Raw genomic sequence first — 13,170 nt, forward strand, 5'->3', positions numbered from 1 at the left:
ACTTCCATGAACCAGAACGACAACATCCCCGTCATCCTCGGCGGCGCCCGGACACCCTTCGGCCGGTTCCGCGGCGGCCTGACCGCCTTCTCATCCAGCGAGCTGGGCGCGCACGCCATCCGCGCCGCGCTGGACCGGACCGGCGTCGCCCCCGAGCAGGTCGGCGCCGTCATCGTCGGCCAGGTCATCCAGGCCGGAGCGGGCCAGGGACCGGCGCGGCAGGCCAGCCTGGCCGCCGGCATCGGCTGGGACGTTCCCACCGTCACGATCAACAAGCTCTGCCTGTCCGGGCTTACCGCCGTGATCGACGCGGCCCGGATGATCCGCGCGGGCGAAGCCGACTTCATCGTCGCGGCCGGCCAGGAATCGATGACCAACGCGCCGCACCTTGTGCCCGGTCTCCGCGCCGGCGTCGTGATCGGCGATGCGCCGATGCTCGACTCGCTCAACCACGACGGACTGCAGGATCCGGTGAGCGGGCAGCTTATGGGCACCGCAACCGACGCCGGCAATGCCGAACGGGGCATCGCGCGCACCGAGCAGGACGAGGTCGCCGCCCGCTCCCACCAGCGCGCCGCGGCGGCCCGCGCCGATGGCGTACTCGCCGAGGAGATCGCCCCGATCGAGGTCCCGCAGCGCAAGGGACCGGCGGTCACGCTCGAACACGACGAGGGAATCCGCCCCGAGACCACCGCGGAATCCCTGGCCCAGTTGCGGCCCGCTTTCTCGAAGGACGAGGCGGCAACCATCACCGCCGGATCCTCCTCCCCGCTCTCCGACGGCGCCGCCGCGCTGGTCATCGCCAGCAAAGCCGCAGCCGAGGCAGCGGGGCTGGAGTGGATTGCCGAAATCGGCGCCCACGGCCAGACCGCCGGACCGGACGGCTCCCTGCATTCCCAGCCGGCCCGCGCCATTGAACGCGCCCTCAAGGTCGAGGGGCTCGCCGTGCAGGACCTCGACCTCGTTGAGATCAACGAAGCCTTCGCCTCCGTCCTCATCCAGTCCGCCAACGACCTGGGCATCCAGGCCGAGGCCGTCAACGCCGACGGCGGCGCCATCGCCCTCGGGCATCCGGTGGGGGCTTCCGGCGCGCGCCTGGTGCTGCACCAGGCCCTGGCCTTGAAGCGCCGCGGCGGAGGCACCGGCGTCGTCGCCCTCTGTGGCGGCGGCGGCCAGGGCGACGCGCTGATCCTCAAAGCATGACCATCCCGACGAAGAAGCAGGCCATGACCAACAGCAGCACCGCAGAGGGCTTCGGAACAATCTCCGTCGCCGCCATCCTGGCCGAATCCGCCCGGCGGACACCGGACAGCATCGCCCTGATCGTCGGGGAGGACGAGACCAGCTACGGCCAGCTGTGGAAGGAGACCCGTGCCTACGCCGGGGCGCTGCGGGCCCGCGGCATCGGGCCGGGCGACGCCGTCGCCGTCCTGATCCCCAACGTGCCGGACTTCGCCCGCGTCTACTACGCCGTCCTGGCGCTGGGAGCCATCGTGGTTCCGGTGCACGCCCTGCTCAAGGCACGCGAAATCGACTACGTCCTGCAGGACAGCGGCGCCAAAATGCTGATCTGCGCCGCCCCGCTGCTGACAGAAGGTGCCGCCGGCGCCGCCAGCGCCGGCGTCGACCTCCTGACGGTCATGGCGCCCGACGACGGCGCCCTGCCCCGGCTCGAGGCAGAGTCCGCCGCGGCCGAACCCATCCGCAGCTATGAGCCCTGCCGCCCCTCGGACACCGCCACAATCCTGTACACCTCCGGCACCACAGGCAAACCCAAGGGCGCCCTCGGCACGCACTTCGCCCTAGTGGAACAGACTTCCGTCATCTTGACCTCGGTCATGGACTTCAAGCCCGGCGACGTCCTCTTCGGCGGCCTGCCGCTCTTCCACACCTTCGGACAGACGGTGGTGCTCAACGCCGGCCTGCGGGCGGGCGCCACCATTGTGTTGATGCCGCGTTTTAACGGCGGAGACGCGCTGCGGCTGCTGGCCCGGCACAACGTCAACATTTTCCTCGGCGTGCCGACCATGTACGTGGCGCTCCTCGAGGCGGCGAAGACCGACGCCGCCCGCCCGACCGGCCTCCGCTACGGCATCTCCGGCGGGGCGTCGTTGCCGCTTGCCGTGATGGACCGGTTCCGCGACGTCTTCGGGGTGGAGATCCACGAAGGCTATGGCCTGACCGAAACCTCCCCGGTCGCCGCGTTCAACCATGTGGGCACCCAGCCCCGGCCCGGCACCATCGGGACGGCCATCTGGGGTGTCGACATTGAAATTGCGCGTGCCGAGACGGTCGACAGCATCGAACTGCTGCCCACGGGCGAACTGGGCGAGCTCGTCGTCCGCGGACACCTGCTGATGAAGGGATACCTCAACCGGCCCGAAGCCACCGAGGAGGCGATCGTGGACGGCTGGTTCCGCACCGGGGACCTTGGCACCAAGGACGACGACGGGTACCTCACCATTGTCGACCGCAAGAAGGACATGATCATCCGGAACGGCTACAACGTCTACCCCCGCGAGGTGGAGGAAATCCTGCTCACCCACCCGGAGGTTGTCAGCGCCGCCGTCTACGGCATCCCGCACGACGTCCACGGCCAAGAGGTCGCGGCCGCCATCGTGCTCGATGCCGGAGGGACCGCCTCGGAGCAGGAACTGATCGAGTTCGCCAGCGCCCAGCTTGCCGCGTACAAGTATCCGCGGGTCATCCGGCTGCTCACGGAACTTCCCCTCGGCCCGAGCGGGAAAATCCTCAAGCGAAGCCTGGCCGCCGACTCCGCGGAGGCGTAGACAGCCGCCGTCGACTAACCCGTCTGGCCCCGGTCGAGGAGCGCGTCGAGGTCCCGGGCCGCAGCGTCCAGCCTGGCGATCGTGTCACGCTGGATCGCCCGCAGGTACTCGGCATCCGACTCACCGTCCTGCACCCAGTTCTCGTCGCCCGGCGAATCCATCGCCTGACGGGTGTTTGCGCTGGCTTTCCTGATGTTTTCCAGCACGGCGCGCAACCGGTCCTGGGTGGCGGGGGTCTCGATGTTCATGGGTGTCCTTTGTCCGTGACGCTGCCGCGTCTTTGGAACAACCATCCCGGCCGGCCTGTGCCCGGCACAAGAACTAAAGGACCTGTGTGCGCCGTTCGATCAGGACCGTGTCCCTCCACTGGCCGACTTCCGGCCCGTGGGCCATGCGGGCGATCTTTTCGCGTCGTCCCACCACCCTGAAGCCGTGGGCGAGATGCAGTCTTAGGCTCGGCTCGTTCTCCGGAAAAACGCTCGCCTGGATGGTCCAGATGCCGTCCTGTTCCGTTGCGGCGATCAGGGACCGGAGGAGGAGGGATCCGATGCCCCGGCCGCGGGCTGCTTCGGAAACGTAGACGGAATGTTCCAGGACGCCCGCGTACACCGGCCGGGCGGAAACGGCGGAGACCGCCGCCCAGCCGAGAATCCCGACGCCGGGCGCCTCCGCTACCAGGCGGTGCGCGGCCAGGCGCGAAGAGTCAAACCGGTTCCAGTCCGGCGCCTCGACCTCGAACGTCGCCTGCCCGGTCGCGATGCCCTCGCGGTAGATCTGCCGGACAGCCGGCCAGTCGTCTTCCCGCATCGGCCTGACGGTGATGTCCGGCGTGGCGCCCCGGCTCACAGGGACGCCAGGAGCCCGGCAGTCTGCTCGATGGCGCCGGGCACCAACGAGTAGTACGCCCAGGTGCCGCGCTTTTCGCGGTGCAGCAGCCCGGCGTCGACCAGGATTTTGAGGTGGTGCGACACGGTGGGCTGGCCCAGGTCCAACGGCTCGGTCAGGTCGCAGACGCAGGCTTCCCCGCCCCCGGCGCCCTTCACGATGGAGAGCAGCCGCAACCGGTTTGGGTCGGCCAGGGCCTTGAAGACCAGGGCCTTGCGCTGGGCATCCTCTGCACTTAAAACGGCTTGGCCTGACGGTGCACAGCAGGCCTCGTCGACGGCCAGCTCAAGGTTTTGCAGGGAAGTCATGCGTCTATTATGCACATGGATTGACATTCATCGATATAGTTGGAAATACTTCATATCGATAATCATCAATCTTTGTCGAGCAGCCCGAGCCGGGCGGTGCCGGCGCAGTACAGGAGTTCCGTGAGCATCCAGACAGACCCGTTGCCCGACGTCGGAGGCGAGGTTGCCGTCGTGGGCAAACTTTCCACCCTGGACCGGTTCCTGCCCGCCTGGATCATCGCGGCCATGGGTCTGGGCCTGCTGCTGGGCAGCTTCGTGCCGGGCCTGAACACCGCCCTCGAAGCCGTCAAGATCGGCGAGGTCTCGCTGCCGATCGCCATCGGCCTGCTGGTGATGATGTATCCGGTGCTCGCCAAGGTCCGCTACGACCAGGCACACCGCGTGATCGGCGACCGCAAACTCATGATCACCTCCGTGGTCCTCAACTGGGTCCTGGCACCGGCCTTCATGTTCGCGCTGGCCTGGATCTTCATCCCGGACCTGCCGGAGTACCGCACCGGCCTGATCATTGTCGGCCTGGCCCGCTGCATCGCCATGGTGATGATCTGGAACGACCTCGCCTGCGGCGACCGCGAGGCTGCGGCCGTGCTGGTGGCCATCAACTCCGTCTTCCAGGTCATCGCGTTCGGAGCGCTCGGCTGGTTCTACCTTCAGCTCCTGCCGTCCTGGCTGGGACTGCCCACCACCAGCGCCGACTTCTCCTTCTGGGTCATCACCGCCTCCGTCCTGGTGTTCCTGGGCATCCCGCTGCTCGCCGGATTCCTCACCCGCACCGTCGGCGAAAAGGCCAGGGGCCGGGACTGGTATGAAGGTACGTTCCTACCGAAGCTCGGCCCGTGGGCGCTCTACGGCCTGCTCTTCACCATCACCCTGCTCTTCGCATTGCAGGGCGGCACCATCACTTCCCGCCCGCTGGATGTTGCCCGGATCGCCCTGCCGCTGCTGGTCTACTTCCTGGTGGTGTTCGGCGCCGGCATGCTGGCCGGCAGGTGGCTGGGACTCGGTTACGCCAAAACCACCACCCTGGCCTTCACCGCCGCCGGCAACAACTTCGAACTCGCCATCGCCGTCGCGATCGGCACCTTCGGCGTCACCTCCGGGCAGGCCCTCGCCGGCGTCGTCGGGCCCTTGATCGAAGTCCCCGTCCTTGTTGCACTGGTTTACGTCGCCCTCTGGGCCCGCAAGCGCTTCTTCACCTCCCGCCCCCTTTCCGCCTAGCCCCGCACACTTCAGGAGAACACCATGAGCACCGAAACCGCCAAGAAGCCGTCCGTCCTCTTCGTCTGCGTCCACAACGCCGGACGCTCCCAGATGGCCGCCGCCTTCCTCACCACCCTGGGCAAGGGCGAGATCGAGGTCCGCTCCGCCGGCTCCGCACCCGCGGACAAGGTCAACCCGGCCGCCGTCGAGGCCATGGCCGAACTCGGCATCGACATGTCGGCCGAAATCCCGAAGGTCCTCACCACCGAGGCCGTCAAGGAGTCCGACGTCGTCATCACCATGGGCTGCGGCGACACCTGCCCGATCTTCCCGGGCAAGCGCTACGAGGACTGGGAACTCGAGGACCCGGCCGGGCAGGGCGTGGACGCGGTCCGTCCCATCCGCGACGAGATCAAGTCCCGCATCGAAGAGCTCATCGTCTCCCTCACCCCCGCCACGTAACGCGCCGCGGCGCCGGGCCCGCCTGCCGGTCCCACGAGGACCGTCCGGTCCCCCGGAAAGAAACCCACCACCCCACCGGATGAAACAGAGGACACCATGGCTGCAACCAACACCCTTCCCGTAGCTGTCATCGGAGCCGGGCCCATCGGCCTCGCCGCGGCGGCCCACCTGCTCGAACGCGGCCTCGAACCGCTCATTCTCGAGGCCGGTCCTGCCCCGGCCGCGGCGATCGAACAGTGGCGCCACATCCGGCTGTTCTCCCCGTGGCAGTACAACACCGACGCCGCCGCCGTCCGACTGCTCACGGCGAGCGGCTGGGAAGCACCCGAGCCGACGGAACTCCCCACCGGCGGTGACCTCATCGATGCCTATCTCACCCCGCTGGCGGCACTTCCGGAAATCGCACCACGCCTGCACACTGGCGCCCGCGTCATCGCCGTCACCCGGCAGGGCATGGACAAGACCCACAGCCGGAACCGCGACACCACCCCCTTCGTGGTCCGGGTCGAACACGCCGGCGGCGAAGTCCGCGACTACCAAGCTGCCGCCGTCATCGACGCCTCCGGCACCTGGTCCACCCGCAACCCGCTGGGAACCTCCGGCCTGCCCGCCGTTGGCGAAGCAGGCGCGGCGGCCCACATCTCCTCTCCCCTGCCGGACGTCCTGGGCCGGGACCGTGCAACTTTCGCCCGGCGCACCGCCGTCGTCATCGGCGCGGGCCACTCCGCCGCCAACACGCTGATCAACCTCTCCGAGCTCGCAGCCCAGGCCCCCGGCACGAGGATCGTCTGGGCAATCCGCGGCGCCTCGGCGGCCAAGGTCTACGGCGGCGGCGACGCCGACGGGCTCGCCGCCCGCGGCCAGCTTGGCAGCCGGCTCCGGGCCCTGGTGGAAAACGGCAGAGTGGAACTGCACACCGGATTCGGGATCGCCGCCCTCTCAGCAGGCGACGGCGCCTCGGTGATCCTGACGTCCACCGACGGCCGCACCCTGGAAGCCGACGTCGTCGTGCCCGCCACGGGGTTCCGCCCCAACCTGGACATGCTTCGCGAACTGCGGCTCGAACTGGACCCGGGCGTGGAAGCACCCCGTGAGCTCGGCCCGCTGATCGACCCCGAGTTCCACTCCTGCGGCACCGTCGAACCCCACGGCGCCAGAATGCTGGCCCACCCGGAGCAGGACTTCTACATCGTCGGCATGAAGTCCTACGGCCGGGCGCCAACCTTCCTGCTGGCCACCGGCTACGAGCAGGTCCGCTCTGTCGCCGCAGCCCTCGCCGGGGACCGGGAAGCCGCCGACACCGTCCAGCTCGAACTGCCGGAGACCGGCGTCTGCTCCTCGGATATCGGCACCAGCTGCGACGTCCCCGCCGCGGTACCTGCGGGGTTCGTGGCCGAAACCTCCGGCGGCTGCTGCAGAACCCCCGAGCCGGTCCTGGTCGGCTTCCCGACCGGGCTGGCCCACGGCCGCTCCGGCGGGAACTGACCCCGCCGGCTGGGCGCCATGCCGCCATCCCGCTCCCTGGTGGCCGTGGGTGCACCGCGCGGCGGCCTCGCCGCGTTGTGCATCACCCAGACCACCGGGTGGGGCGTGCTCTACTACGCGCTGGTCGCCGCGGTCCGGCCCATCAGTGAAGACACCGGCTGGGACGCGGCCGTGGTCACCGGGCGGTCCTCTACCAGCCGGCCTTCACCGTGATCAGCCGCTGGTATGGACCCGCCCGCATCCGGCCCCTGACCATCCTGACCCTCGCCGCCGGGTTCGCGTCCACCATCTTCGCCCCGGCTACCGCCGCATTGGCAGGGGCGTTCGGCTGGCGTGGCGCTTTCCTCATGCTGGCAGGATCCTGGCCGTGATCACCGTGCCGCTGCACGCCCGTTAGCTCAACGGTCAATGGGCCCGGCCAGCCCCCGGGGCCCTGCAACGGACCACCGGGCCAGGCTTCGGCCCGTCGGGCGCAGTCCGGAATTTCTCGGCCTGCAAGTTCTCATGGTGTTACTCGGCCTTGGGCTGCACACCGTGACACTGAACCTCATTCGCCGGCACGGCAGTCGTCCTCGCCGCCGCTGTCTCCCTCCGGACCCGCCCCTAGCCGGCCTGTAGGGCAGCCAGCGCGGCCCGCAGGCGGGTGTCAGCGTCGTTGGCGACGTCGCGGACCGCCGGGCTGTCGCTGAGCTGAACCATCGTCTGCGGGTCGATGGCCTGGACCGTGGTGCCGGCATCCCCCGCGCCGCGGCGGACCACCACGTTGCACGGCAGCAGCGCGCCCATATCCGGCTCCGCCGACAGCGCCCGGCTGGCCAGGGAAGGGTTGCAGGCCCCGAGGATCACATAGTCGCCCAGTTCATCCGCCGCCTCGGACCCCAGCTTGGCCTCGAACGTGGCCCGCACGTCAATCTCCGACAGGATGCCGAAGCCCTGCGCGGCCAGGGCCTCGCGGGTGCGCTGGACGGCCTGATCCCAGTCGAGCGGGAGGGTGACGGTATGCGTGTAGCTCATGAAGCACTCCTGGCTGTAGTCGGTCCGGGCGGATCGGGACGTATCCCCCGGGTCCCCAGTCTTGCCGCAGACGGGGACGCGGGCAAGGCGTGCCTTCCTTTTGCATCGGCTATACCCCGGCGGGTATAAAGGCAAGCGGTGGGCAAGACCTGCCAAGCTTCCCGGAAGCAGTTGCAAGATACCCCCGGGGGTATTATTGTTGAGAGCAGAGGACGAAGGAATCCCTTCCCCGACCACCTCACGAAGGAGCACCCGAATGCTTATCGAGCGCATCTACGACGAAGACCTCGCCCAGGCCAGCTATTTCATCGGCTGCCAGGCCAAGGGTGAAGCGATCGTCGTCGACCCCCGCCGTGACATTGCCGTTTACGAGAACCTGGCTGCTGCCAACGGTATGAAGATCGTGGCGGTTACCGAGACGCACATCCACGCGGACTTCCTGTCCGGCACCCGCGAACTGGCCGCCGCTACCGGCGCCACCGCTTACGTCTCCGGTGAGGGTGGCGTTGACTGGCAGTACGGCTTCGACGCCGAGCGCCTCAACGACGGCGACACGGTAGCGCTGGGCAACATCACGATCAAGGCCCTGCACACCCCGGGCCACACGCCCGAGCACCTGTCCTTCCTGATCACGGACGGCGCCTTCGCCGATACCCCCGGCTACCTGCTCTCCGGCGACTTCGTGTTCTCCGGTGACCTGGGCCGCCCTGACCTGCTGGACGAGGCCGCCGGCGGCGTCGACACCCGCTTCGAGGGCGCCAAGCAGCTCTTCGCCAGCCTGCGCGACAAGTTCCTCACCCTCCCCGACCACGTCCAGGTCCACCCCGGCCACGGCGCGGGCAGCGCCTGCGGCAAGGCCCTGGGCGCCATCCCGTCCAGCACCGTCGGCTACGAGCGCCTCTACTCCTGGTGGGGTCCGTACCTCGCCGCCAACGACGAGCAGGGCTTCATCGACGAGCTCCTCGACGGCCAGCCTGACGCCCACGCCTACTTCGCCCGCATGAAGCGCGAGAACCGCGAAGGCCCCGCCGTCATGGGCGAACGCGCACCCCTGACCGAACTGGCTAACGCCGACGTCGCCAAGGATCTCGCCGCGGACAAGGTCATCTTCGTGGACACCCGCGCCAACGCCCAGGTCCACGAGGGCACCGTCACCGGCTCGGTCAACATCCCGGCCGGCAAGTCCACCGCCAGCTTCGGCGCCTGGGTGGTCGACCCCGAAAAGGATAAGGCCCCGCTGGTGCTCCTGGCCCCGAACCAGGCCTCCGCGATGGAGATGTGGGACCACCTGGTCCGCGTCGGCATCGACAAGGTGGCCGGCTACGTCACCGGACTCGAGGGCCTGCCGATCTCCGCGCCGCGGCTGATCCAGCCCGAGGAGCTCGAAGGCTTCGAATCCGCCATGGTCCTGGACGTCCGCAACAAGACCGAGCACGCCGCCGGGCACATCCCCGGCTCCTACCAGCTCAGCGGCGGCCGCGTCATGTGGCACCTGGACGAACTCCCGGCCGAGGGCACCATCGTCTCCTACTGCCAGAGCGGCGTCCGGAACTCCGTCGCGGCCAGCGCGCTGCGCCGCGCCGGCTACGACGTCGTCGAACTCGACGGCAGCTACGCGGCGTGGGCCGCAAAGGAACAGTCCGCACGCCAGCAGGCCGCCGAGCCCGTCCCGGCCAGCTAGGGCACAGGCAACACAACAGCACAGCAGTTCAGAGGGCGGCGGCCCGGGTCAAACACCCGGGCCGCCGCCCTTAGTGCTGCCCCCGCCGGTTGCAGCACGGCGCTCGTCGTCACCGGCGCGCCTGGTCCCCGCCGGCGCGGACCACCAGCACGGGGCAGCGGGCATGGTGCACCGCGTGGCTTGAGACCGAGCCCAGGAGCATGTCGGCGAAGCCGCCGTGCCCCCTCGACCCCACCACCAGCAGGTCCGCGTCCTCGGCCGCCCTCAGCAGGGCGTGTGCGGGATGGCCTTCGACGACTCCGCCGGTGACGGGCACACCGGCGCCGTCGGCCTGCCTTAGCGCTTCGGCATGGACCAGCCGTGCGCTCTCCCCGAAAGCCTCATGGTCCGGCGCCCGGCCGGCGGCGTCGCCGATCACGGGGTAATGCCAGGCTGTGACGATGTGGACCTGTCCCGAGCGCAGCCGGGCCTCCTTCAGCGCCCAGTGAAGTGCGGCCAGCGACGGCCCGGACCCGTCAACGCCTACGACAATCCTGAAGGTCTCTTCGGCCGCCATGACGCTCCTCGAAGGTTGGTGATGCCCGGTACGACGGGCGTGCCGGGACACCACGATCCTCCCCAGGGCCCGGGGAATCAAGGGCCGAAAGGACGCACAAAGAAGGCACCGGAGGCGATTGCCTCCGGTGCCTTCTTGTCGGGCCGCCAGCCCCCTTCTTAGGAGAAGAGAGCCTGCAGCGCCACGTACACGGCGATGACGAGTACGAGGATGCCGAAACCGCGCTTCAGCGCCTTGTCCGGAATCCGGGTGCCAATCCGGCCGGCGACCAGCGACGCCAGCATGGCCGCGCCGGCAAAGGCTGCCGTGACAGCCCAGTCGATCTGCAGGTCGCCCAGGTGGGCGGCGAAGCCGGCGATGGAGTTGATGACGATGATGACCAAGGAGGTCCCCACCGTCACGGCCATCGGAAGCCCGAGGACCAGGGTGAGCGCCGGAACGATGAGGAATCCGCCGCCGACGCCGAGCAGGCCGGTCAGGAACCCGACGACGGCGCCGGTGGCGATCGCCTTGGGCAGGCAACTGCGCCAGTTGACGCCGCCCCCGGGCAGCGCACAGGACCCGCCGGCGGACTTGGTCGGCAACAGCATGCGGACCCCGGCAAAGACCATGATGGCGGCGAACGCCAGCAGCAGGATTTTCGGATCGAGCAACCGGTTCACCATCGCGCCCAGGTAGGCAGTGGCCGTGCCTGCGGCGCCGATGATCAGCGCCAGACGCCAGTTCACGCCCTGGCGCAGCCGGGGCAGCACCGCGACGGCGGAGGACGCGCCGACGACGACCAGCGACGTCGGGATCGCCGCGGCCAGCGGCAGTCCTACGCCGTAGACCAGGGCCGGGACGGCCAGGATCGACCCGCCGCCTCCGACCAGGCCCAGAAGGGCGCCGACGATCAGCCCGAACGCCGCCGCGGAGACAATCATGCCCGGGCGTCCAGGTTCTGCAGGGCCTGGTGGGCCGTGGGCTCGTTGGCGGAACGGTTCCACGGCATCTTGGAGAGCATCTGCCCCATGGCGCAGCTGTCGGTGGCGGCGGAGAAGGTCAGGCCCGCCCCGATGCCGCCGGCCAGCAGGCCCAGCTTCGGAGAAACGAACTTGCTGCCCAGCACACCGGCCAGGACCAGGGAGCCGGCGGCCATCCGTACCTGGCGCTCCAGCGCCCACGGGCCGGAGCTGCGGACGATGTTTCCGCCGGCTGCGGCGTAGGCGGGGACGCCGCCCGTGAGCACGCTGGCGCTGCCCAGGCCGACGGCGTCGAGGTGCTTGCGGGCCTGTTCGGCGCGGTTGCCGGACTGGCAGACGAGGACCACGCGGGTCCCCATCTTGGCCGCGAATTCTTCGGTGTGCTCGCTGAGCATCGGAAGCGGCACGTGGTAGGAGCCCTTGATGTGCATCGACTCGAACTCGGCGCCGCTGCGGACGTCGATGACCATCAGGTCGTCGTGGTTGTCTTCCCAGGTCTTGAGGGTTGCTGCGTCAATCGACTGGGGCAGGGACTCAACGGCATTGGTCGTGTTCACAGAAGTCATAATCTCTTTCGGTATATCTCGTGGAGCAATTGCAGTGGCGGTCCCGCGGTGCGGGTCCGCCATCCACCGCCGGGCGTGCCCTGTCAGGGGCGGCGCCGGGCGTGTGGAAGCCCGGGCGGTGCGCTGTTCGCGCCGCCCGGACCGTCAGGGGATCAGGAGGTGGGCAGGCCGGCAGCGGTCCAGTCGAGCATCCCGCCGGGCATGGTGTAGGCGGTGAAGCCCTGGGTCGTGAGCTGGTCCGCGGCTGCGGCGCTGCGGCGCCCGCTCCGGCAGACGGCGACGACGGGGACGGTCTTGTCGAGCTCGCCCATGCGGCCGGGCAGTTCGCCCAGCGCGATGTGCTTGGCACCCGGGATCATGCCTTCGGCGACCTCCCCACTTTCACGGACATCGACGATCTGGAGGGTGCCTTCGGTCTTGAGCTGTTCTGCAAGCCGCTGAGGGGTCATGTCCATGGGCTGGGCCTTTCGGTAGGAGGACTGCTGCTCTGGAGGGGAAAGTCGGGAGGGGCGGCCGGGGTCAGGTCAGGCGCAGGAAGAGGGCGCGGATTTCCTCGAGCGTGGGCCGCCCGCCGTCGCCGTCGGGATCCTGCCCGTCCGCGCCGGGCTCAGCCGGCAAGGTCAGGCATTCGCGCATGGCCGAAGAAATCAGTTCGAAGCCCGCCTTGTCCAGGGCCCCGCGCACGGCCGCCAGCTGGGTGACGACGCTGCGGCAGTCGGCGCCGGACTCGACGGCGTCGATCAGGGCGGAGAGCTGCCCGCGGGCGCGCTTGAGGCGGTTGACGGTGCGGCGCGGGCCGGCGCCAGGCGCCGACGGCGGGAGGCTGACGGTGGCGGACATGCTCACCGGCCTGCCTGGTAAGTGACCGGGTGGCCGTTGCGGTACCACTCGGTAATGCCGCCCATGACGTTGACCGCGTCGTAGCCGGCCTGGCCGAGCTGCGCCGTGGCACGGGAGCTGCGGCCCCCGGAGGCGCACATCACGTAAACCGTGCGCCCGATCGGGACATCCCCCATGGACTCCTGGAATCGGGACAGCGGAACGTTCCGCGTACCGGGCACGAAGGCTTCGGAATACTCCTCCGCTTCGCGCACGTCGATGATGGAGACGTCGGGCCCGAGTGCTGCCAGATCGTCCACGGAGATACTCTTCATGCTGGTGTCCTTCCCTGTTGTCCGGCTGCCCGGGCCTACCCCTCCATTGTGATACCCCTGGGGGTATTTATGCAAACCCGGCAGCCCGCGGCACTGTCCCCCGCCGCC

The 13,170-nt window shown here is 69.2% G+C and carries 18 protein-coding genes; 8 read left to right on the forward strand and 10 right to left on the reverse strand.

The features are described from left to right. Nucleotides 1-6 precede the first annotated feature (6 nt). Nucleotides 7-1,203, forward strand: coding sequence for an acetyl-CoA C-acetyltransferase (locus tag ASG71_RS12480; RefSeq protein ID WP_056739672.1), 1,197 nt, complete (start codon nt 7-9; stop codon nt 1,201-1,203). Between the two features lie 23 nt (nt 1,204-1,226). Then, nucleotides 1,227-2,789 carry a long-chain-fatty-acid--CoA ligase gene (locus ASG71_RS12485; protein WP_056740013.1) on the forward strand — a complete coding sequence of 521 codons (1,563 nt, stop codon included), beginning with the start codon at nt 1,227-1,229 and terminating at the stop codon, nt 2,787-2,789. Between the two features lie 14 nt (nt 2,790-2,803). Here ASG71_RS12485 and ASG71_RS12490 read toward each other — a convergent pair whose 3' ends face one another. From ASG71_RS12490 to ASG71_RS12500, 3 genes are all read right to left on the reverse strand, one after another. Next, complete coding sequence (locus ASG71_RS12490) at nt 2,804-3,037, reverse strand: hypothetical protein (protein WP_056739674.1); 234 nt, start codon at nt 3,035-3,037, stop codon at nt 2,804-2,806. Between the two features lie 73 nt (nt 3,038-3,110). Then, nucleotides 3,111-3,635, reverse strand: a complete 525-nt coding sequence (locus ASG71_RS12495; RefSeq protein ID WP_414826671.1) for an N-acetyltransferase family protein — start codon at nt 3,633-3,635, stop codon at nt 3,111-3,113. Next, complete coding sequence (locus ASG71_RS12500; protein WP_056739676.1) at nt 3,632-3,982, reverse strand: ArsR/SmtB family transcription factor; 351 nt, start codon at nt 3,980-3,982, stop codon at nt 3,632-3,634. The genes ASG71_RS12495 and ASG71_RS12500 overlap by 4 nt, the downstream gene beginning before the upstream one ends. 126 nt (nt 3,983-4,108) lie before the next feature. On the opposite strand from ASG71_RS12500, the gene arsB reads away from it, so the two are divergent. From arsB to ASG71_RS16720, 5 genes are all read left to right on the forward strand, one after another. Then, the gene (gene arsB / locus ASG71_RS12505; protein WP_414826676.1) at nt 4,109-5,200 is read left to right on the forward strand and encodes an ACR3 family arsenite efflux transporter; all 1,092 of its coding nucleotides are present in this window, start codon (nt 4,109-4,111) and stop codon (nt 5,198-5,200) included. A gap of 24 nt (nt 5,201-5,224) precedes the next feature. After that, nucleotides 5,225-5,644 (forward strand): arsenate reductase ArsC, encoded by a 420-nt coding sequence (locus ASG71_RS12510; RefSeq protein ID WP_056739680.1) that lies wholly within the window; start codon nt 5,225-5,227, stop codon nt 5,642-5,644. A 96-nt stretch (nt 5,645-5,740) separates the two neighbouring features. Further along, a complete protein-coding gene (locus ASG71_RS12515; RefSeq protein WP_056739682.1) occupies nt 5,741-7,129 on the forward strand; it encodes an FAD-dependent oxidoreductase in 1,389 nt (462 codons plus the stop codon). Between the two features lie 18 nt (nt 7,130-7,147). After that, a complete protein-coding gene (locus ASG71_RS12520; protein ID WP_056739684.1) occupies nt 7,148-7,342 on the forward strand; it encodes a hypothetical protein in 195 nt (64 codons plus the stop codon). Then, nucleotides 7,339-7,500 carry a hypothetical protein gene (locus ASG71_RS16720; protein WP_157366412.1) on the forward strand — a complete coding sequence of 54 codons (162 nt, stop codon included), beginning with the start codon at nt 7,339-7,341 and terminating at the stop codon, nt 7,498-7,500. The genes ASG71_RS12520 and ASG71_RS16720 overlap by 4 nt, the downstream gene beginning before the upstream one ends. Nucleotides 7,501-7,732: 232 nt before the next feature. On the opposite strand, the gene ASG71_RS12525 is transcribed toward ASG71_RS16720, so the two are convergent. Continuing rightward, nucleotides 7,733-8,143, reverse strand: coding sequence for a DUF302 domain-containing protein (locus ASG71_RS12525; protein ID WP_056739686.1), 411 nt, complete (start codon nt 8,141-8,143; stop codon nt 7,733-7,735). A 256-nt stretch (nt 8,144-8,399) separates the two neighbouring features. Here ASG71_RS12525 and ASG71_RS12530 point away from each other — a divergent pair, with 256 nt between their 5' ends. Continuing rightward, nucleotides 8,400-9,824 (forward strand): MBL fold metallo-hydrolase, encoded by a 1,425-nt coding sequence (locus tag ASG71_RS12530; RefSeq protein WP_056739688.1) that lies wholly within the window; start codon nt 8,400-8,402, stop codon nt 9,822-9,824. 109 nt (nt 9,825-9,933) lie between these two features. Here the strand turns inward: ASG71_RS12530 and ASG71_RS12535 are convergent, their stop codons facing one another. The 6 genes from ASG71_RS12535 to ASG71_RS12560 all read right to left on the reverse strand — a co-directional run bounded on the left by ASG71_RS12535 (nt 9,934) and on the right by ASG71_RS12560 (nt 13,062). Then, a complete protein-coding gene (locus tag ASG71_RS12535) occupies nt 9,934-10,380 on the reverse strand; it encodes a universal stress protein (RefSeq protein WP_056739690.1) in 447 nt (148 codons plus the stop codon). A gap of 158 nt (nt 10,381-10,538) precedes the next feature. Beyond that, complete coding sequence (locus tag ASG71_RS12540) at nt 10,539-11,303, reverse strand: sulfite exporter TauE/SafE family protein (RefSeq protein WP_056739692.1); 765 nt, start codon at nt 11,301-11,303, stop codon at nt 10,539-10,541. Then, nucleotides 11,300-11,908, reverse strand: a complete 609-nt coding sequence (locus ASG71_RS12545; protein WP_056739694.1) for a rhodanese-like domain-containing protein — start codon at nt 11,906-11,908, stop codon at nt 11,300-11,302. Before ASG71_RS12545 ends, ASG71_RS12540 begins: the two co-directional genes overlap by 4 nt. 152 nt (nt 11,909-12,060) lie before the next feature. Further along, nucleotides 12,061-12,363 (reverse strand): rhodanese-like domain-containing protein, encoded by a 303-nt coding sequence (locus ASG71_RS12550; protein ID WP_082575109.1) that lies wholly within the window; start codon nt 12,361-12,363, stop codon nt 12,061-12,063. A gap of 64 nt (nt 12,364-12,427) precedes the next feature. Then, nucleotides 12,428-12,748, reverse strand: a complete 321-nt coding sequence (locus ASG71_RS12555; protein WP_056739696.1) for a metal-sensitive transcriptional regulator — start codon at nt 12,746-12,748, stop codon at nt 12,428-12,430. A 2-nt stretch (nt 12,749-12,750) separates the two neighbouring features. Continuing rightward, nucleotides 12,751-13,062, reverse strand: coding sequence for a rhodanese-like domain-containing protein (locus ASG71_RS12560; protein WP_056739698.1), 312 nt, complete (start codon nt 13,060-13,062; stop codon nt 12,751-12,753). Nucleotides 13,063-13,170 lie beyond the last annotated feature (108 nt).

The sequence above is a fragment of the Arthrobacter sp. Soil763 genome, assembly GCF_001428365.1.
GTDB lineage: Bacteria > Actinomycetota > Actinomycetes > Actinomycetales > Micrococcaceae > Arthrobacter.